Here is an 18,571-nt window from a genome sequence, read left to right on the forward strand (position 1 = left end):
GCTTGATGGTTGCATTTTTTGGTGGTGACAAAAAGCCAGCATCTTGATAGAAATGCGCAATATAATGTGCAGTTTGTTCAATGCTTTTGATCGGTTTGAGAAGATATGGACGATGTTGATCGCAGGCTCTTGTCACTAATGAGAGATGATTGCCGCCTGCCGGTTTCGTCGATGGCGACGATCCTGGGCATATCGCGCGCCACTGTCCGCACGCGCATCGACAAGATGACCAATGATGGCACTATTCAGGGCTTCACTATCACCTTGAAAGCTGGTGCTGGTGTATATGGCGTGCGCGCCATCGCCATGATCGAAGTAGCCGGGCAGGGCGGCGAAAAGGTTATTCGCCGCCTTCAAGGTTTCCCGGAAATACGCGCCATGCATACAACCAATGGGCGTTGGGATATTGTTGCAGAGATTGAGGTGGAGACTCTTGAAGCCTTTGACAAAACGCTGCGTGATATTCGTCACATTGACGGAATCACTTCAACGGAGACAAGTATTCTTCTTTCGACGCGTAAGAGTTGACGGATTGTCATAACTACAGATGACTTGTGCGTGGTTCGACAAGCTCACCATGAGGCAGGTTGGTAAGCTGTATTATAAACTCCGCCATTGTATGGAATTAGATTTTGCAATCATTCACATTCCTCATGGTGAGCTTGTCGAACCACGCATAATATCATTGCAGCAACAGGCATTTGCAGCGCACAGGAGAGCCATTTGCATATTTGTGAAATTCTATGGCTGGAGCCTGTCGATGCTGCCGAACGCCTGCGTGCGCTTGGATGTTTGAGCTTTCTCGACAGCGCCATGCGTCACGACACGCTTGGGCGGTATTCCTATGTGACAGCTGATCCCTTTGGTCGGCTTGTTGCCGATAATGGCAGTGTAAAATGGAATGATGAGCCGGTGAACAGGACTGTTCCGGACGCTATTTCACACTATCTGGAATTATACCGTACCGAAGAACAACCCGGATTGCCGCCGTTTCAGGGCGGCGCAATAGGCTATTTCTCCTATGAATTCGGGCGCTTGCTTGAACAATTGCCAGAGCCTGAAATGCCAGAACAGGGGGTAATGCCGGATGCGGCATGGAATTTTTATGATGTCGTGCTGGCGTTTGACCATATGGAGCAAAAGGTCTGGCTGATTTCAACCGGATTTCCGGAACTGGAAGAAACTGGACGCGCCAAACGCAGCGAAGAACGTGCAGGATTGTTTTTAAACTGGCTCACCGCATCAAAAATCGAAGCAGCGGAGCAGGCGGCAGCAATCCCACGGGCGGCTTGGAACTCCAATTTTGACCGCGAACACTATATGCAGGCGGTCGGCCAGGTTGTGGAGTATATTCTGGACGGCGATATCTTTCAGGCGAATATAGCGCAGTGTTTCAGCGCGAAACTCCCTGAGAACTACGAACCGTGGCAATTTTACAAGCAATTGCGTCGCAGAAATGCAGCTACATTTGCGGCGTTTCTTGATCATGGTGAAATCATCATCGCATCTAGTTCGCCAGAGCGGTTTCTGTCTGTAAAAGGGAAACATGTCGAGACAAGACCGATCAAAGGCACAATGCCCCGTTCTTCCGATCCGCTGGAGGATAAACGGTTTGCCGACATGTTGCTTGGTTCTGAAAAGGATCGTGCCGAGAACCTGATGATTGTTGACCTGATGCGCAATGATCTGTCGCGTGTCTGCCGTCCGCATTCAGTGTTGACGCCGGTGCTTTGCGGTCTGGAGACCTACGCCAGCGTTCATCATCTGGTGTCGGTAGTGACCGGCGAACTGGCCAAAGACAAATCCTTGGTGGATCTGTTTGCCGCATCATTCCCCGGAGGGTCGATAACCGGGGCTCCAAAGCTGCGGGCGATGGAGATCATTACCGAGATCGAGCAGCAGGCGCGGGGCATTTATTGCGGAGCGATGGGTTATATGGGGTTTAACGGCAATTGCGACAGCAATATCGGGATTAGAACTGTGCTGTTTCAGGGTGGAAAAGCTGTTTTTCAGGCTGGCGGCGGGATAACAGCTTTGTCCGATCCGGCTGCCGAATATCAGGAAACCCTTGATAAAGCAGCGCGCATCTTCAGCGTTTTCGAAGACGACGCGCCATGATTCTGATCGTCGATAATTACGACTCATTTGTCTTTACTGTTGCGCGCTATTTCACTGAACTTGGCGCGATCACGAAAGTCGTTCGCAACGATATCATATCGGTCGAAGCGGTGAGGCAATTGGCTCCAGAAGCCATTATTCTATCGCCAGGTCCTTGCGGACCGCACGAGGCCGGGCAATCCATGGCAATTGTCGAGCAGTTGAGCGGCGAAATTCCCATTCTCGGCATATGCCTTGGCCACCAATGTATTGGCGAAGTGTTCGGGGCGCGGGTTGTGCGGGCGCGCGAGCCCATGCACGGTCGTTCATCAGCGATCCATCATGATGGTACGGGCGTTTTCAAAGGCCTGCCGAGTCCCTTCAAAGCAGGGCGTTACCATTCGTTGATCGTAGAGGATGAAAGGCAGGAGGGACCACTATTGATTAATGCGCGATCAGCTTCGGGCGAAATCATGGGGCTGGCCCATGCAACTCAGCCAACGCACGGCGTTCAGTTCCATCCCGAATCCGTTTTAACGGAGTACGGCCATGCCATGCTTGGGAATTTCCTGCGGCTTGCACGACAATTCAATCGTGAACAAATAAAGGTATAAATCGGCGGGCGCCGCAATTTTCTCCTCTTTGTTCGATATTCCTGTTGGCCGTTTCGCCTATCCTCGCTACACACACAATATGACATTCACCGATTATGGGTGGTCTTATTACAGTCGCCTTTTCTAAGGCAAATCAGCAGGAGACAAATCATGCTTCGCAAGACCGATTTCTATATTGATGGAAAATGGATAGCTCCGATTGTCGCCAAAGAGCTTGAAGTAATCAACCCGGCCGACGAGCAGGCATTTGCGACGATCTCGCTGGGTTCTGCCGCTGATGTGGACAAGGCCGTTACCGCAGCCCGCAAGGCATTCGCGACATGGAGTGTCAGCACCCGCGAAGAACGCCTGGCTTGGCTGGAGCGCCTGATCGCTGTTTACGAGTCGCGCCTGTCCGATATGGCCAAGGCGATATCGTCCGAGATGGGCGCTCCCATGACAATGGCGCTTGAGGAACAGGCGGCTTCCGGAATGGGGCACCTCAAGGCATTTCAACGCGCCCTGAAAGCTTTCGAATTTGAACGTCCGCTCGACGCGCATAACAAGAGTGTACGCATTGCCTATGAGGCAGTTGGTGTCTGCGGGCTGATTACGCCCTGGAACTGGCCAATGAATCAGGTGGTGCTGAAGGTCGTTCCTGCCATCGCTGCGGGCTGTACGGTCATTCTGAAGCCGTCAGAAATCGCACCAATGTCCTCCATGCTCTTTGCGGAAATCATTGATGCTTCTGATTTGCCTGCGGGTGTTTTCAACCTCGTCAATGGCGATGGACCGACTGTCGGCGAGGCCATGTCACGTCATCCGGGTATCGATATGATGTCGTTCACCGGTTCCACGCGTGCCGGCATTGCAGTGACGAAAGCGGCCGCCGATACAGTCAAGCGGGTTTCGCTGGAGCTTGGCGGCAAGTCGCCAAACATTGTTTTCGCTGACACGGATGTGGAAGCTGCTGTAAAGCGCGGCGTTTCACATGTTTTCAACAATACCGGACAGTCCTGCAATGCGCCGACACGCATGCTCGTCGAACGCTCCGTCTATGACAAGGCGACAGAAGTTGCGGCAGCTACAGCCAAAGCCACCAAGGTTGGCGATCCTTCGCAAGAGGGGGATCACATGGGGCCGTTGGTATCCGAGCTTCAGTTCAACAAGGTGCAGGGCTTGATAGAGCAGGGCATCAAGGAAGGCGCGCGGCTGATTGCGGGCGGAACCGGACGTCCGGAAGGCTTCAACCGCGGCTATTATGTTCGCCCTACGGTTTTTGCAGACGTGAACAATGAGATGACCATTGCGCGCGAAGAAATCTTTGGTCCGGTCCTGGCGATGATCCCTTTCGATACGGAAGAGGAAGCTGTCGAGATCGCCAACGACACGCCCTATGGCCTTGCCGCTTATGTCCAGTCCGGTAATGTTGAGCGCATCAAGCGTGTCTCAAAACAGCTGCGTGCAGGCATGGTCCGCATCAATGGCGCGAGTCACGCCGCAGATGCACCTTTCGGTGGCTACAAGCAGTCAGGCATTGGCCGCGAAGGCGGTCATTGGGGCCTTGAAGACTTTCTCGAGGTCAAGGCCATCAGCGGTTGGGAAGACAGCACTGCCTGAACCACGATTGATACCAACCAGACGGGTGCGGACAGAATGGATGAAACAGAACGCTTGAGCAATGCCGCGTCCGAGGTTGAGGACGTGGACATCTATGGCGAAGACGGCGCTGTGCGCTCGTCTTATCTGGCTCGCGTTGGTGCGGCTATCGCCGATCGTGATGTGCTGTTTCTGCGTTCGCATGTTGGCAAGCTGCATCAATCCGAGCTGGGTCATGTGCTTGAAGCCTTGCAGTCAGAACAGCGGCGTGCGCTGGTTGAGCTGCTTGGGGATGAGTTCGACTTTGCATCGCTGACCGAGGTAGACGAGGCTGTCCGCCTCGAAATCGTCGATGCAATGCCGAACCGGCAGATCGCCGAGGCGGTGCAGGATCTGGATTCTGACGATGCGGTCTACATTCTCGAAGATCTCGATCAGGAAGACCGCGACGAGATTCTAGCGCAGCTACCCTTTACGGAGCGCGTGCGCCTGCGCCGTTCGCTGGGTTATCCGGAAGAGACGGCTGGCCGCCGCATGCAGACCGAGTTTGTGGCCGTGCCGCCTTTCTGGACGGTGGGGCAGACGATCGACTACATGCGTGAGAATGACGATCTGCCGGAATCTTTCTCGCAGATATTTGTCATTGATCCCTTGTTCCGGCTGCTTGGTGCCATTGATCTGGATCGCATCTTACGCACGCGCCGCGATACAAAGATCGAAGATATCATGCACGAGACGCGGTACGCGATCCCGGCAACGATGGATCAGGAAGAAGCCGCGCAGATATTCGAGCAATATGATCTGTTGTCTGCGGCCGTGGTGGACGAGAACGAGCGCCTTGTGGGTGTTTTGACAATTGAGAACATTGTTGACGTTATCCAGGAAGAGGCTGAGGAAGACATTCTGCGGCTTGGCGGCGTTGGCGACGAAGAGCTTTCCGATTCGGTCCTTTCAACCTCGCGCTCGCGCACGCCCTGGCTCGTCGTCAATCTTTTCACGGCATTCCTGTCGGCATCTGTCATCGGTCTGTTTGACGGGACCATCCAGCAGATGGTGGCACTGGCGGTTTTGATGCCAATCGTTGCTTCCATGGGTGGCAATGCGGGCACGCAGACCATGACCGTTACGGTGCGTGCGCTGGCGACGCGTGACATGGATATCTATAATGCTGGCCGCATCATACGACGCGAAGCATCCGTGGGGCTGATCAATGGCGTGATTTTTGCGGTGTTGATAGGACTGGTCGCGGCGTTCTGGTTCAGCAGCGTTAATCTTGGCGGTATCATCGCTTCGGCAATGGTCATCAATATGCTCGCCGCCGCTCTTGGCGGAATTCTCATTCCTCTGCTCCTGCACCGATTGGGTGCGGACCCGGCAATTGCCTCGGCTGTGTTCGTGACAATGATCACGGATGTGGTTGGGTTTTCATCGTTTCTGGGACTGGCGACATGGTGGTTTGGCTTCAAGTGACGGGCGTTATGCACCAAAGTTTTCAACCGAGTACAATCGTTCAATTGACTTTTACGTAAATTCGTGACCACAACATTTAATCGGTTAAAGAGAGAATATGATCTGTGTCTGCCATCCGCGAATATTATTCAATCACTGAATTGACACGGGAATTCGGTGTTTCGACCCGAACATTGCGCTTTTACGAAGATGAAGGCCTGATCCATCCCGTGCGTCGCGGACGCACACGTTTGTTCCGCCCTTCCGACCGGCATTTGCTCAAGCAAATTCTTCGCGGCAAGCGACTGGGATTCTCGATCTCCGAGATTCAGGAAATCATCCAGATGTACAAGGCGCCGCCCGGCGAGCTTGGTCAAATTCATCTGATGATGAAGCGCGTCGAAGAAAAACGCGGTGAGCTGCGCCAGAAACGTCGCGATATTGAAGAAACGCTGGCGGAACTCGATCAGGTCGAGGAAGGTTGCATTGAGCGGCTGGCGGAACTCGGCGTAAATACCTGAAGTTTCACTGACCGGTGTCGTTGAGACAAATCTGCTGGATTTCCTGCATTTGAGGATCGGTTTGCGGGTTTCGTTTCCCCGATAAAGCATCGGCGAATAATCCGTCTGCCTGAAATCTGCCCACGACACATCCACAAAAGTTTTCACACAGAGCCTTGTCATAGGTCACTTGGCAACTCTGCACGCATTCACTTGCATAGCGGCTGGCGGGCAGGGATGGCGGAAAAATCTGCGAAATCACGTAGACGCAGCCGATAAGGACGGGCTGGTGGATCAGATAGAAGGCAAGGCTATGTCTGCCGATGAACCGCAACCCTGCGTCCAGCCAAGCGGGTTTGATGCTGCCCGCAAATAACTTCAACAAGTTGAAATGCTGGAATGTCTTGGCAAGAGCCATTCCCGCCAATACCGCTCCGAACCAAGGGAATATCGGTACAAAATCGTTGGTGCGGATTGCAATCTCTGAAAGCCCCAATGGCCAGAGCCATGGGGCATCAAAGGTTGATGAAGCCAGAAAATGAGGCGCGGCAACGACTCCGGCAGCAGCAATTGCAATGATGAGTGCAGGTAAGCGCAAAAAGAGCAGGCCTAGAAGGCTGGCAACTGCGATTTGATGCAAAATGCCGAAGAATACAAAGCTGTCTGGCGTGAACTGATAGGTTGCAATGGTGATTGCCAGCGCCGCAGCAACAATCTGCGCAAGCCGCATACCAAAGGGGCGCCAGCGAATCCCGCGACTATGGGCCAGCACGAGACTGAAGCCGACAAGCACGAGAAATGTCGCTGCAATGCAGCGGGCATAGAACTTCCATGCGCCATGCCCGGTCGTGCCGGGCTCCAGATAGCCGAAAAACTCGAAATCCCACCCGGTATGATAGGTGGCCATTGCAATAAGGGCGATGCCGCGCAACACGTCTAGTTTGCCGAGACGCGCTTTGACCGGAGGACTTGAAACAGCGTTCTGGCTCATCTGATGGAATCTCATCTCTATAGTTTGCTGCAAGCTATTGGAGATAATGCTCAAAATCCATGTGGATTCAGCGATCTCATGACAGATTGTAAAAATTCCATCAAAAGTTGCATGTCATGTCGCCAAATTGACTGCTACCAATAGATTCTCGTCCGATGCTTTCCGCAACGTTCGAATCAAGCCTCAAAGTCCTATCGTGATCAATCAGGTTCGCTATCCCATCTGGATCAACACGGCCAAGCGTCCGACAGCGCGGGTGTTTGCGATTCTGTTCGGTATCGAATCGATGGCCCGTGCGATCATCACCAGTGTGGTTCCGATCCAGACCTATGATCTTTTGCAAAGTGAACGCAGCGTCAGCGTTCTCTATACATGCATGTCCTTGCTCGGGCTTATTTCAACCTTATCGATCCCGCTGCTCATCGTGCGTATTCCAAGGCGGTGGGTGTATACTGCCGGTTCGGTTTCCTTGATGCTGGGATGCGTTGCATTTGCCCTCGATACAATATCGGGACAGGCGATAGGGCTGTTTCTTCGCACTTTCGGGGCCGGGACGCTTTCGATAACGCTCAGCCTTTACATTATGGACCATATCAAGAAAGGCGAACTTGTCCGGGCAGAGTCCGTGCGTATGGCTACGGCGACACTTGCGTGGACCGCCGGGCCATTTTTGGGTGTTTTTCTTTACACACGTATCGGGATGGTCGCTCCATTTCTGGTATCGATCGGTTTTTCGATTCTTTTGCTGACGCTATTCTGGTATTTCCGGCTCAGTGACAATCCGGCCTTGCAAAAAGGCCCCAGTCGTCCGGCAAATCCGATTGCCAATGTGCGCCGTTTCATCGTGCAGCCTCGGTTGCGCCTGGCATGGCTCATTGCTTTTTCCCGCTCCTGCTATTGGAGCACCTTCTTCGTCTACGGCCCAATCCTTATGGTGGCGACGGGGCAGGGCTCGCTTGCTGGCGGGTTGCTGGTCTCCTTGGGCAATCTGTTTCTTCTCGGATCAATCCTATGGGGGAAGGTTGGAATGGCAAAGGGATTGACGCGAACCATATCCGGCGTGTTTATCCTGCTGGCCGTTGCGCTGATCGGCGCTGGTGTTGCTGGTGAAAGTTTTCCGATGATTGCAGCGCTTATGCTGCTCTCCGGATCATTTTTCTGCGTTGCGCTTGATACATTGGCCTCGGCTACATTCATTCGCGCTGTCCACCCGCATGAACGAGCTCAAATGACCGCTGTCTATCGGACCTATCTCGATTTTTCAGAGATACTGCCTGCCTTCTTTTATTCGGTCATCCTGACATTCTTCAGCTTCGGAGCGATCTTCATCGCATTGGCGGCTTTGATGGTGTTCACAGCGATATTCGTCTGGCGATATTTGCCCCGCCGCCTATAGGCCAGCGGCCTGTGCGTTGCGGATGAGAACATCCCGCGCCTTTGAAAAGAACTGTCTGCGTAAAAGCACGAAAGCAACAAGCGTTGTGGTGACCATGAAAAGCGCAGGGTGAAGAAACCAACCCAAATAACCTATGGAAAAGAATATGCCGCGAAGGCCGCTGTTGAAGTGCTGCCCGGCCTGTATATTGATTCCGGTGGCGCGGTTGATGCCTGCGACGACCTGAGGATCATCAGGACCTCTATCGCGGGCCATAGGCACACTGCCGATCAATATGGAGCAGTAGTTGAAGAGCCGATATGACCATGCAAATTTAAAAAATGCATAAGCGAACAGAATGAGCAGACCGAGAATCTTTGTCTCAAACAGTTGCTGCGTTGTTTCGCTGATGAACGGCAATTCGTGAAACAGGGTCAGAACCCGGCCCGAAGAATTGAGAAGGCCGAAACAGCCACCGATTGCCAGAATAGAAGTTGAGGCAAAGAAACCCGTGCCTTGTTGCAGGCCGATCATGATGCTGGTGTCGATCATGCGCAATTCGCGAGTTGCCATGGTCGCCATCCATTGGCCTCGTGCGTGGTTCATCTCAGATGTCAGCGATTTTCTACTGCCAAAGCCATTGGCTGTGGTGTGCGAATAAAGCGCCCAGACGGCAAAAAAATACAGCAGCGCCAAAACATCGAGCCAATAGGACATATTCGGGTTCGTCTCCGAGAATGCAAAATGCAGAATTACCCGACCTTTATTCGGGCAGTTCCGTTTCGTGTCAACAATCGCTCACTTAAATAGCTCTTGGACTTTCGTCCCACACACCCTATGTCGTATAAATGCAAGGCTAGGTCGGTGGCTGGCTGCGCCTTTCCCTGCCAACCAGCCATTATCAAATATTCCGAGTTCCACCTTTTGAGGTTACTTAATGTTCCTGTCGGTTTTCGATCTGTATAAAATCGGCATTGGTCCTTCGAGTTCCCATACGATGGGGCCCATGACTGCCGGTGGACAATTTCTTGATGAAGTGAAGAATGGCCAGTGGCCTCGTCCTACCGGGGTAAAGGTCCACAGGCTACGGGTGCATTTGCATGGGTCTTTGGCTTTTACAGGCATTGGACATGCCACGGATCGGGCGGTAATTCTTGGACTTTGCGGGCTTCTGCCAGCAACTGTCGATCCGAATGAGATGGATGCCCTGCTTGAAAAAGTGAAGCAGACCAAGACTCTTGCGCCGGAAGGTCATCCCGAATACCGCTTCGATCCGGCAGTGGATCTCATCATGGATCGTCGCACTGCGTTGCCCGGGCATGCCAACGGCATGGCTTTCGAGGCCTATGATGTCGATGACAGGTTATTGCTGCGTCGGATTTTCTACTCGATCGGCGGCGGCTTCGTTGTGACCGAAGAAGAATTGGAATCAGCCAAGACGCGTACAGCGCCCAAAGCGGATCATTCGGTGCCGTTTCCCTTCAAGAATGCGGCACAGATGATGAGCATGGCAAAGGAAAGTGGTCTTTCCATCGCTGAAATGAAGCGGCGCAATGAAGAAATGTTTATGAGCCGCGCCGATTTAAACGCGGGTCTTGACCGCATCTGGTCGGCCATGCGTTCGTGCATTGATCGCGGCCTTGAGCAGGAAGGCATTATGCCGGGCGGCCTCAAGGTCAAGCGCCGCGCGCGCCACCTGCACGATCGCCTTCAGGAAGAGTGGCGACAGAACCGCATCAATCCTCTGCTCGCCAATGATTGGCTGTCTGTCTATGCGATGGCGGTCAATGAGGAGAATGCTGCTGGTGGCCGTGTTGTGACTGCCCCGACAAATGGAGCCGCAGGCGTCGTTCCGGCGGTACTGCGTTATTATTTGCATTTCCACGAGGATGCAGACCAAGATGGTATACGTGATTTCCTGCTGACCTCGGCAGCCATAGGCGGCATCGTCAAAACCAATGCTTCGATCTCCGGCGCAGAGGTTGGGTGCCAGGGTGAGGTGGGGTCTGCATCGGCCATGGCCGCAGCCGGTCTTGCAGCCGTACTTGGCGGCACGCCGGAGCAAATCGAGAATGCCGCAGAGATTGCCCTTGAGCACCATTTGGGCATGACATGTGATCCTGTCGCCGGACTGGTGCAGGTGCCCTGCATTGAGCGTAATGCACTCGGCGCGGTGAAAGCGGTCACGGCTGCTTCATTGGCCGTAAAGGGTGACGGAACGCATTTTGTCCCGCTGGATGCCTGTATCGAAACCATGCGTCAGACGGGCATGGATATGAATGAGCGCTACAAGGAAACCAGTCTTGGTGGATTGGCTGTCAACGTCGTGGAATGTTGAGTCGGACCGCCACTGTGGAAGAAACTCTACTTCAGGTTGACCGCGCAATCCTGAAGCGTAAAAAGCTAGCCCATGGCTCTTAATCTTGTAAAACTCTGTGTCGGCTGTGCGGCAATCGAAGATCTGGCCGCGTGGATCGATTTTCGGCTGGATGAGCGCCGCCGCGCAGGTCTGCCTGCCGAGCAGTTTCATACCACCCGCATGGTGCCAAAGCGTGCAGAAGAGCTTCTGGATGGTGGCTCGCTCTATTGGGTTATCAAGGGCAATATTCAGTGCCGCCAGCGTCTGACCGATCTTCGGACTTTTACCGATGATGAGGGAATTTCCCGCTGCAATCTTGTGTTGGAGCCGCGCATTATCGTAACCGAATGGCAGCCGAGGCGGGCATTTCAGGGCTGGCGCTATCTCACCAGCGAAGACGCACCGTTGGATGAGGGGCAAGGCAAGTCCGGTCGTGCCAAGTTGCCACCGGAGCTGCGAAACGAGCTGGCCTCACTGGGACTACTTTAGTAAATTAGCGTCACCCTGATTGCATTGATTTAGTGCGTGGTTCGCCCTTCGACAAGCTCAGGAAGCTCACCATGAGGGAAGTTTTGTGGGTTGCAGCGACAACTTGCTAGCGTTGCAAGAGTTGGCGCCCTGCAATCAACCCACCTCCCTCATCCTGAGCTTCTCGAAGGGCGCACAACATCGTTGTCACCCTTATAAACACAGCGCGTTGGCTGGGTACTTTATCAGTACAGACGCAGCCGAACTGCGGTCAGGCCATTACGGCATTCAGAACGCAAACGCAGGCGGACTGGCGGCAGGGCCGCGCGGCGAGTGCGTGCGGCCTGGCACAACAATACATTGACGAGATCCATGGTTTTAAAGGCGCTGTTGCCGCGGCGCAAATCCGCAAGGCGAAGAGCCGCTTGCTGCAACGCTCCAATGCCAGCCAGTCGAGGCTTGGCGGGCTTGGATGCAAACCCGAATAGGCTATCTTGTTCTATGATACTCGACATGAGCTGAACCCTTTACGCTGAACAATCTGGGCTTTCTTCAATCAAATAGCCTTACAGCCGCGGTGCTATTGCAAAGCAATTGAAGCTTTGACGTTTCAGGGCGGCGCAGGCGCTGTTTGCAGCCTTGGCAGAGGAGATGCCGGCGAACCGCGCACGATGATAGGTGGTGGAACCCTTCTGGAATACTTCCGTATAGGGCGACAGGCTTGCGACAGGAGCGCCGACCTGTGAAATGGCCTTGGAAAGCAGAGCCTTTGCGTCCTGTGGGCTGCCGGTGGAGCCGATCTGCACCATCCAGCCGCCTGGCGATGCGGAAGCAGTCGTTACCGGATCAACTTCAGACAAATCACCTTCACCCACTTCCTCTTTGGGCGTTGGCGTTGGCAGGCGCAGAATCTGCGCTGCGGGAGAACTGGCTGGGGTAGGGGCTGCATAGGCAGTGACAATTTCTTCCGATTCCGTCTGAACGACAGCAACTTCGCGCCGGACCGGCACGGGTACATTGTCATTCTCAGGCAGTTCAATCGCCGCCACGCTGATCTGGCTGTTCTTGCGCGACGCGATCAGATTGCCACCATCACGGCGCGATGCGGCAGGAAGATATTGTGCAATCAGCTTTTCCATCTGCGCATCACGTGATCTGCCGCTTGATCCACCCATAACAACGGCGACGAGCTTCTTGCCATCTTTAATGACGGAGGATGTGAGATTGAAACCTGACATGCGGGTATAGCCGGTCTTGATGCCATCAACGCCTTCCACCTTGCCGAGGAGACGATTATGACCCACGATGCGGCGGCCACGATAGCTGAAGCTGCGGGTTGAGAAATAGCTGTAATATTGCGGAAAATGCTCACGCAGGGCTATGCCGAGAACTGAAAGATCACGCGCTGTCGAATATTGTTGCCCATCGGGCAAGCCGCTCGCATTGCGAAATTGCGTATTGCGCATGCCGAGCTGGCGTGCCTTGTTGGTCATCATCACCGCAAAACGCTGTTCTGAGCCACCAAGATGCTCACCGACGGCCGAGGCAACGTCATTGGCCGATTTTGTGATGAGAGAAAGAATTGCAGCTTCTACGCTGATCGATTGCCCAGGCTTGAAGCCAATCTTTGTGGGTGGCTGGGATGCGGCATGAGCTGAGACAGAGATGGGCGTGGATTTCGAAACCTTGCCTGCGGCCATGGCATCAAAAAGCATGTAGAGCGTCATCATCTTGGTCAGCGAAGCCGGATAGCGCTTTGCATCGGCATTAGACGAATAGAGTGTTTTGCCGGTATTGGCGTCAACGACAATTGCGGCAGCCTTGCTTTGCGCTGCGGCCTGTGTGGCGCTGCCCAAACTTAACCCGGATACAATTGCTACTGCGAGCAAGGCGTAAGCCATTTTTGTAATTAATCTTGAACTCTGGCGGGCCGGGTAAAGCACAATCAACACCTGCTCGGTATATGCGTCGAAATTTACTGACGATCAAAAGCATCAGAACGGATAGGCAGACTTTAGCTGCATCAGCGTTACCAAACCCTTTATGGTAACCGGAAGGTTCACGTTTTTCTGTCGATTTTGATTAATTTTTAAGGTTAAAATCGAGCCTTCCTTGAATTTGACTTTTTGTGCAGTGCACACTAATTCCTTACCACCAACAAAAGTTCATTTGAAAGGTCTCAATTATGGTCACGTCACTCAGCGCGCTGAACGAGAGAAGCAAGGAATTTCTGGGCAATAGTATGGCCAGTGTTTCTGCCGTGAACGAAGGATTGCAGGCGATTGCGGGTGAAGCTGCCGATTATTCGAGGAAATCACTCGAAGACAGCTCGGTGCTGGTTCAAAAGCTGGCGTCAATCCGCTCAGTTGAGCAGGCATTCCACACGCACAGCGCTTTTTCGAAGAACGCCTATGAAGCATTTGTGGCGCAGGCTGCCAAATTTGGCGAGCTTTATGCAGATATCGCCAAAGAAGCTGTGAAGCCTTATGAGGCCGTGCTGGTAAAAGTGCGAAAATGAACATGCTCGCACACGGTTGATTTGGTGCCTGCTTGCGCTGCAAGCGGGCTTTTTTTATCCTTGAAGCAGCAAATCGCCTTTGCCAAGTGTAACTTGATATTGCAAGCTTCAGGATAGGGCTTAAAATTAGCTCATCGCGACCTACATAGAATGTACAGAGCGACACATGGCGATCAGAATGCAGGCAGCAAAAACATGAATAGGTTTTCACCCAGAATGCAGGATGAGGACAAAGGCAATGGCAACGGTCCCGGTCGGGGCACGGCTGTTATTACCCGCACAAAACCAAAGCTGAAAAAGCCAAGTCTCTACCGTGTGTTGATTCTCAATGACGACTACACCCCCATGGAGTTCGTCATTCATGTTCTGGAGCGTTTTTTCCAGAAGAACAAAGAAGACGCCACCAGAATCATGCTTCATGTGCATAATCATGGAGTCGGTGAGTGCGGTGTCTTTACCTATGAGGTTGCGGAGTCCAAGATGACCCAAGTCATGGACTATGCGCGGCAAAACCAACATCCGCTGCAATGCGTGATGGAGAAAAAGTGAGGTTTCATGCCATCTTTCTCACCTAGTCTTGAGCGGGCCCTGCATCAGGCGCTGACAATCGCCAATGAGCATCATCACGAATATGCCACGCTGGAGCATCTGCTTCTTGCACTGATCGACGATCAGGACGCAAGCAGTGTCATGCGCGCGTGCAATGTCGATCTGGTGCAACTTACCCGCACGGTGAACGATTATGTTGATCATGAGCTCGACAATCTTGTTACGGGCTATGATGAAGATTCAAAACCGACTGCCGCTTTCCAGCGCGTGATCCAGCGTGCTGTCATCCATGTGCAGTCGTCCAATCGCGAAGAAGTGACCGGCGCAAACGTGCTTGTCGCGATCTTTGCTGAACGCGAAAGCCATGCGGCCTTCTTCCTGCAGGAACAGCAGATGACCCGCTATGATGCGGTCAACTACATTTCCCATGGGATTTCCAAGCGTCCGGGCATGTCCGAGCCGCGTACGCCGCTGGGCGCCGAGAGCAATAATGAGGAATCACATGCTTCGGAGTCCGATGAAACGACAAAGAAAAAGCAGGATGCCCTGACGGCCTATTGCATCAATCTGAATGACCGCGCCAAGGCCGGAAAGATTGACCCATTGATCGGCCGCGATCAGGAGATCAACAGGACCATCCAGATTCTTTGCCGTCGCTCAAAAAACAATCCGCTCTATGTCGGTGATCCTGGCGTCGGCAAGACTGCCATTGCCGAAGGTCTGGCGAAGCGCATTGTCGAAAAGAAGGTGCCAAGCGTACTTCAGGATGCAACAGTGTTCTCGCTGGATATGGGCACATTGCTGGCAGGAACGCGCTATCGTGGCGATTTTGAAGAACGTTTGAAGCAGGTCATCAAGGAGCTTGAAGAGTTTCCCGGTGCGATCCTGTTCATCGACGAAATTCACACGATCATCGGTGCCGGCGCCACATCGGGAGGCGCGATGGATGCGTCGAACCTCTTGAAGCCAGCGCTTTCATCAGGAGCAATTCGTTGCATTGGTTCAACGACTTACAAAGAGTTTCGCCAGTTCTTTGAGAAGGACAGGGCGCTCGTACGCCGTTTCCAGAAGATCGATGTCAATGAACCTTCGATCCCTGATGCGATCGAGATCATGAAAGGCCTGCGGCCTTATTTTGAAGACTTCCACAAGGTGAAATACACTGTGGAGGCAATCAAATCGGCTGTGGAACTTTCGGCGCGCTATATCAATGATCGCAAGTTGCCGGACAAGGCAATCGACGTGATTGATGAGACGGGCGCAAGCCAGATGCTGTTGCCGGAGGCCAAGCGCAAGAAGTCGATTGGCGTCAAGGAAATCGAGGCAACCATTGCCACAATGGCAAGGATTCCGCCGAAGACCGTCTCGAAGGATGACGAAGCCGTCCTTTCGAATCTTGAGGCCGAATTGAAGCGTGTGGTCTATGGTCAGGATCTGGCCATCGAAGCGCTATCTTCATCGATCAAGCTGGCCCGTGCCGGATTGCGCGAGCCTGAGAAGCCAATCGGCTCTTACCTATTCTCCGGTCCTACCGGCGTCGGCAAGACCGAGGTCGCCAAGCAATTGGCTGCTTCGCTTGGCGTGGAACTCCTGCGTTTCGACATGTCGGAATATATGGAGCGTCACACGGTATCGCGGTTGCTCGGTGCACCTCCCGGCTATGTCGGCTTCGATCAAGGCGGTCTTTTGACCGATGGTGTTGACCAGCATCCGCATTGCGTGCTGCTGCTGGACGAAATCGAGAAGGCGCATCCCGACCTGTTCAATATTCTTTTGCAGGTCATGGATCATGGCAAGCTGACAGACCATAACGGCAAGCAGATCGATTTCCGCAACGTCATTCTCATCATGACAACCAATGCGGGCGCTTCCGATGCGGCGAAGGCAGCAATCGGCTTTGGCTCTTCGCGTCGCGAAGGCGATGATCTGGAGGCCATCAACCGCCTGTTCACACCGGAATTCCGGAACCGTCTTGATGCGATCGTGCCATTCGGTCCTCTGCCTGTTCCGGTCATTCATCAGGTGGTGCAGAAATTTGTTATTCAGCTTGAGGCGCAGCTTGCCGATCGCGGCGTAACATTCGATCTGCAACAGGAAGCAATCGCCTGGCTGGCTGACAAGGGCTATGATGATCGTATGGGTGCGCGTCCGCTTGGCCGTGTCATTCAGGAGTACATCAAGAAGCCATTGGCCGACGAAGTGCTGTTCGGCAAGCTCAAGAAGGGTGGCACCGTCAAGGTTTCTGTTGCCGAGAAGCCAGATGGTTCACGCGGACTGGTACTCGACTACATTGCCGATGAGGTTGTAGTGAAGCCGAAGAAGGAAGTGCCGGTCGAGAAAAAGCCGTTGGCACGAAAGAAGCCGGCACCTAAAAAGCCAGTGCTGGAGAAAGCTTCCGCAGGGGCAGTTAGCGAGGAGCGTTCTGTTCCGGCAACTCCCAAGGCATCAGTGCCAAAGGTTCCACGCAAGAAATAGCGAAAAGGCCACCTTCGGGTGGCCTTTTTCTTGCCGACCATAAGAGTTCTGTTTAACGCTGGAAGCATGGCTGATTCCGGAATCCCCACCGAAGAAACACAGATGGCCGAGCGGACACCATTAAGATGGTTTCTGGCTGGCGCTTCGTTGATCGGAAGCATCCCGGCGCTTATCCTCATGACGGCTCATGTCGGGTTCGCTGGTTTTGCCAGCGAGAACGGCGTTACCATGTTGCAAGCAACATTTATGGTGGCCACAATCTGGGCGCTTCCGGCTAACATTGTCTTGATCGGTGCTATTTCAGGCGGGTATTCGGTTATTGCAACGGCAATTGCAGTGGGATTGTCGTCCATACGTCTGATGCCCATGGTTGCGGCTTTCATACCTGAAGTGCGTGGACCCAAAACCAAAAAAAGAGCGCTTCTTCCCATTGCGCATTTCATAGCGATTACTGCCTATGTGATTGGAATGGAAAAACTAAAGCATGTGCCACGCGATATGCGCCTGACATTTTTTGCGGGGCTGGGCGTTACGCTGACGACAGTCAATGCTCTCGTTGTTGCTGTCGTTTACTGGCTTTCGGCCAGCTTTCCGCCGCTGGTCTTTGCTGCCCTGTTTTTTCTGACGCCTATGTATTTCCTGTCATCACTATGGGGATCGGCACGTGATCGCTCTGTTCACGTTGCCATGGTGGCAGGCCTGCTGCTGTTTCCTTTGATCCATATGATTGCACCGGCCTACGATCTGCTGTTGACAGGCTTTGTCGGTGGGCTCGTGACTATGATCTATGTGCGGCTTGTGCGCATGCGGGGCGGTTCAACATGACTTGGCAAAGTTTTTCCACATGGTGGTGGCCTTATGTTTTCATCCTGCTGGCCGGTGCACTACCCACCTATATCTGGCGTTTTATCGGCGTATTTATTGGCGGACGCGTTAGCGAAGCTTCAGAAGCACTCACTGTTGTGCGCGCTGTTGCAACATCACTCGTCGCAGGCGTTATCGCCCAATTGATCCTCTACCCAAGTGGCGCCTTGGCAGACTCATCCACATATTTGAGGATAGGCGCCGCCCTGGCGGGATTTCTCGCCTATCTCTATCTCGGCAGACGGGTTATTATCGGTGTTATCGTCGGGGAAGCCATTCTGATTGCAGGCCTGCTTCTATAGGTCTGCCAAAGCAGCCCTGATCTTTTCCGCATTGGCTGCCAGCACGGTATTGTCTTCCATGGTGGTGTTGTGTGGCTTGGGCGCTATTCCTTCAAAACGCGGAATGATGTGAAAATGCAGATGGAAAACCGTCTGCCCGGCTGCAGCTTCGTTGAACTGGGCAATGTTCACACCATCGGCATTGAAGGCTTTGACGACTGCCTTGGCAATTTTCTGAGTCGTGGCGATGGCAGCAGAAAGATCGTCTGCACTTACATCAAGTATGTTGCGGCTGGGCGATTTGGTCAGCACAAGACAATGGCCCTGTCCCTGTGGCATCACATCCATCAGCGCGTAGGTCTTATCGTCTTCGTAAACTTTGTGAGACGGGATTTCTCCGCGGAGAATTCGCGCGAATATATTGGTGTTGTCATATTGCTGGCTCATGCTGTG

The 18,571-nt window shown here is 53.3% G+C and carries 19 protein-coding genes; 14 read left to right on the plus strand and 5 right to left on the minus strand.

Annotated elements, in window-relative coordinates; genetic code table 11:
• Nucleotides 1–105 precede the first annotated feature (105 nt).
• The 6 genes from ACYJL1_RS10605 to ACYJL1_RS10630 all read left to right on the plus strand — a co-directional run bounded on the left by ACYJL1_RS10605 (nucleotide 106) and on the right by ACYJL1_RS10630 (nucleotide 6,259).
• Nucleotides 106–528: an Lrp/AsnC family transcriptional regulator gene (locus ACYJL1_RS10605; RefSeq protein ID WP_122084299.1), complete on the plus strand. Its 423-nt coding sequence runs from the start codon at nucleotides 106–108 to the stop codon at nucleotides 526–528.
• A 195-nt stretch (nucleotides 529–723) separates the two neighbouring features.
• The gene (gene pabB, locus ACYJL1_RS10610; RefSeq protein WP_460895379.1) at nucleotides 724–2,118 is read left to right on the plus strand and encodes an aminodeoxychorismate synthase component I; all 1,395 of its coding nucleotides are present in this window, start codon (nucleotides 724–726) and stop codon (nucleotides 2,116–2,118) included.
• Nucleotides 2,115–2,711: an anthranilate synthase component II gene (locus ACYJL1_RS10615; RefSeq protein ID WP_460895380.1), complete on the plus strand. Its 597-nt coding sequence runs from the start codon at nucleotides 2,115–2,117 to the stop codon at nucleotides 2,709–2,711. The genes pabB and ACYJL1_RS10615 overlap by 4 nt, the downstream gene beginning before the upstream one ends.
• A gap of 150 nt (nucleotides 2,712–2,861) precedes the next feature.
• Entirely contained in the window at nucleotides 2,862–4,310 is a 1,449-nt protein-coding gene (locus tag ACYJL1_RS10620; RefSeq protein ID WP_460895381.1) for an aldehyde dehydrogenase family protein, read from the plus strand.
• 36 nt (nucleotides 4,311–4,346) lie between these two features.
• Nucleotides 4,347–5,759 (plus strand): magnesium transporter, encoded by a 1,413-nt coding sequence (gene mgtE / locus ACYJL1_RS10625; protein WP_460895382.1) that lies wholly within the window; start codon nucleotides 4,347–4,349, stop codon nucleotides 5,757–5,759.
• 113 nt (nucleotides 5,760–5,872) lie between these two features.
• On the plus strand, nucleotides 5,873–6,259 hold the full coding sequence (locus ACYJL1_RS10630; protein ID WP_040856683.1) for a MerR family transcriptional regulator: 387 nt from the start codon (nucleotides 5,873–5,875) through the stop codon (nucleotides 6,257–6,259).
• Nucleotides 6,260–6,263: 4 nt separating this feature from the next.
• Here ACYJL1_RS10630 and ACYJL1_RS10635 read toward each other — a convergent pair whose 3' ends face one another.
• A complete protein-coding gene (locus tag ACYJL1_RS10635; RefSeq protein WP_460895383.1) occupies nucleotides 6,264–7,229 on the minus strand; it encodes a heparan-alpha-glucosaminide N-acetyltransferase in 966 nt (321 codons plus the stop codon).
• Nucleotides 7,230–7,425: 196 nt separating this feature from the next.
• Between ACYJL1_RS10635 and ACYJL1_RS10640 the strand changes: the two genes are divergently transcribed.
• The gene (locus ACYJL1_RS10640; RefSeq protein WP_460895384.1) at nucleotides 7,426–8,625 is read left to right on the plus strand and encodes an MFS transporter; all 1,200 of its coding nucleotides are present in this window, start codon (nucleotides 7,426–7,428) and stop codon (nucleotides 8,623–8,625) included.
• Here ACYJL1_RS10640 and ACYJL1_RS10645 read toward each other — a convergent pair.
• The gene (locus ACYJL1_RS10645) at nucleotides 8,620–9,321 is read right to left on the minus strand and encodes a DUF599 domain-containing protein (protein WP_460895385.1); all 702 of its coding nucleotides are present in this window, start codon (nucleotides 9,319–9,321) and stop codon (nucleotides 8,620–8,622) included. The genes ACYJL1_RS10640 and ACYJL1_RS10645 overlap by 6 nt on opposite strands.
• Before the next feature lie 220 nt (nucleotides 9,322–9,541).
• On the opposite strand from ACYJL1_RS10645, the gene ACYJL1_RS10650 reads away from it, so the two are divergent.
• Together ACYJL1_RS10650 and ACYJL1_RS10655 are read left to right on the plus strand one after the other, a co-directional pair.
• Nucleotides 9,542–10,942: an L-serine ammonia-lyase gene (locus ACYJL1_RS10650; protein WP_460895386.1), complete on the plus strand. Its 1,401-nt coding sequence runs from the start codon at nucleotides 9,542–9,544 to the stop codon at nucleotides 10,940–10,942.
• Between the two features lie 72 nt (nucleotides 10,943–11,014).
• Entirely contained in the window at nucleotides 11,015–11,452 is a 438-nt protein-coding gene (locus ACYJL1_RS10655; RefSeq protein ID WP_460895387.1) for a DUF1489 family protein, read from the plus strand.
• Nucleotides 11,453–11,676: 224 nt separating this feature from the next.
• Here the strand turns inward: ACYJL1_RS10655 and ACYJL1_RS10660 are convergent, their stop codons facing one another.
• Together ACYJL1_RS10660 and ACYJL1_RS10665 are read right to left on the minus strand one after the other, a co-directional pair.
• Nucleotides 11,677–11,946, minus strand: a complete 270-nt coding sequence (locus tag ACYJL1_RS10660; protein WP_460895388.1) for a hypothetical protein — start codon at nucleotides 11,944–11,946, stop codon at nucleotides 11,677–11,679.
• A 51-nt stretch (nucleotides 11,947–11,997) separates the two neighbouring features.
• Nucleotides 11,998–13,332: an SPOR domain-containing protein gene (locus ACYJL1_RS10665; RefSeq protein WP_460895389.1), complete on the minus strand. Its 1,335-nt coding sequence runs from the start codon at nucleotides 13,330–13,332 to the stop codon at nucleotides 11,998–12,000.
• 284 nt (nucleotides 13,333–13,616) lie between these two features.
• On the opposite strand from ACYJL1_RS10665, the gene ACYJL1_RS10670 reads away from it, so the two are divergent.
• The 5 genes from ACYJL1_RS10670 to ACYJL1_RS10690 all read left to right on the plus strand — a co-directional run bounded on the left by ACYJL1_RS10670 (nucleotide 13,617) and on the right by ACYJL1_RS10690 (nucleotide 18,139).
• Nucleotides 13,617–13,949, plus strand: coding sequence for a phasin family protein (locus ACYJL1_RS10670; RefSeq protein ID WP_460895390.1), 333 nt, complete (start codon nucleotides 13,617–13,619; stop codon nucleotides 13,947–13,949).
• 195 nt (nucleotides 13,950–14,144) lie between these two features.
• The gene (clpS, locus tag ACYJL1_RS10675; protein WP_460895391.1) at nucleotides 14,145–14,498 is read left to right on the plus strand and encodes an ATP-dependent Clp protease adapter ClpS; all 354 of its coding nucleotides are present in this window, start codon (nucleotides 14,145–14,147) and stop codon (nucleotides 14,496–14,498) included.
• 6 nt (nucleotides 14,499–14,504) lie between these two features.
• On the plus strand, nucleotides 14,505–16,973 hold the full coding sequence (gene clpA, locus ACYJL1_RS10680; protein ID WP_460895392.1) for an ATP-dependent Clp protease ATP-binding subunit ClpA: 2,469 nt from the start codon (nucleotides 14,505–14,507) through the stop codon (nucleotides 16,971–16,973).
• A gap of 66 nt (nucleotides 16,974–17,039) precedes the next feature.
• The gene (locus ACYJL1_RS10685; protein WP_460895393.1) at nucleotides 17,040–17,798 is read left to right on the plus strand and encodes an AzlC family ABC transporter permease; all 759 of its coding nucleotides are present in this window, start codon (nucleotides 17,040–17,042) and stop codon (nucleotides 17,796–17,798) included.
• Complete coding sequence (locus ACYJL1_RS10690; RefSeq protein ID WP_460895394.1) at nucleotides 17,795–18,139, plus strand: AzlD domain-containing protein; 345 nt, start codon at nucleotides 17,795–17,797, stop codon at nucleotides 18,137–18,139. Before ACYJL1_RS10685 ends, ACYJL1_RS10690 begins: the two co-directional genes overlap by 4 nt.
• On the opposite strand, the gene ACYJL1_RS10695 is transcribed toward ACYJL1_RS10690, so the two are convergent.
• Nucleotides 18,134–18,565: an HIT family protein gene (locus tag ACYJL1_RS10695; protein WP_460895395.1), complete on the minus strand. Its 432-nt coding sequence runs from the start codon at nucleotides 18,563–18,565 to the stop codon at nucleotides 18,134–18,136. The genes ACYJL1_RS10690 and ACYJL1_RS10695 overlap by 6 nt on opposite strands.
• Between the last annotated feature and the right edge of the window lie 6 nt (nucleotides 18,566–18,571).

The organism is Phyllobacterium sp. K27, assembly GCF_054796155.1.

Bases quoted from the DNA above. Each gene is read 5' to 3' on its own strand.
- ACYJL1_RS10605 (WP_122084299.1), top strand. From the start codon at position 106: ATGGACGATGTTGATCGCAGGCTCTTGTCACTAATGAGAGATGATTGC.
- ACYJL1_RS10615 (WP_460895380.1), top strand. From the start codon at position 2,115: ATGATTCTGATCGTCGATAATTACGACTCATTTGTCTTTACTGTTGCG.
- ACYJL1_RS10620 (WP_460895381.1), top strand. From the start codon at position 2,862: ATGCTTCGCAAGACCGATTTCTATATTGATGGAAAATGGATAGCTCCG.
- mgtE (WP_460895382.1), top strand. From the start codon at position 4,347: ATGGATGAAACAGAACGCTTGAGCAATGCCGCGTCCGAGGTTGAGGAC.
- ACYJL1_RS10635 (WP_460895383.1), bottom strand. From the start codon at position 7,229: ATGAGCCAGAACGCTGTTTCAAGTCCTCCGGTCAAAGCGCGTCTCGGC.
- ACYJL1_RS10645 (WP_460895385.1), bottom strand. From the start codon at position 9,321: ATGTCCTATTGGCTCGATGTTTTGGCGCTGCTGTATTTTTTTGCCGTC.
- ACYJL1_RS10650 (WP_460895386.1), top strand. From the start codon at position 9,542: ATGTTCCTGTCGGTTTTCGATCTGTATAAAATCGGCATTGGTCCTTCG.
- ACYJL1_RS10655 (WP_460895387.1), top strand. From the start codon at position 11,015: ATGGCTCTTAATCTTGTAAAACTCTGTGTCGGCTGTGCGGCAATCGAA.
- ACYJL1_RS10660 (WP_460895388.1), bottom strand. From the start codon at position 11,946: ATGTCGAGTATCATAGAACAAGATAGCCTATTCGGGTTTGCATCCAAG.
- ACYJL1_RS10665 (WP_460895389.1), bottom strand. From the start codon at position 13,332: ATGGCTTACGCCTTGCTCGCAGTAGCAATTGTATCCGGGTTAAGTTTG.
- ACYJL1_RS10670 (WP_460895390.1), top strand. From the start codon at position 13,617: ATGGTCACGTCACTCAGCGCGCTGAACGAGAGAAGCAAGGAATTTCTG.
- clpS (WP_460895391.1), top strand. From the start codon at position 14,145: ATGAATAGGTTTTCACCCAGAATGCAGGATGAGGACAAAGGCAATGGC.
- clpA (WP_460895392.1), top strand. From the start codon at position 14,505: ATGCCATCTTTCTCACCTAGTCTTGAGCGGGCCCTGCATCAGGCGCTG.
- ACYJL1_RS10685 (WP_460895393.1), top strand. From the start codon at position 17,040: ATGGCTGATTCCGGAATCCCCACCGAAGAAACACAGATGGCCGAGCGG.
- ACYJL1_RS10690 (WP_460895394.1), top strand. From the start codon at position 17,795: ATGACTTGGCAAAGTTTTTCCACATGGTGGTGGCCTTATGTTTTCATC.
- ACYJL1_RS10695 (WP_460895395.1), bottom strand. From the start codon at position 18,565: ATGAGCCAGCAATATGACAACACCAATATATTCGCGCGAATTCTCCGC.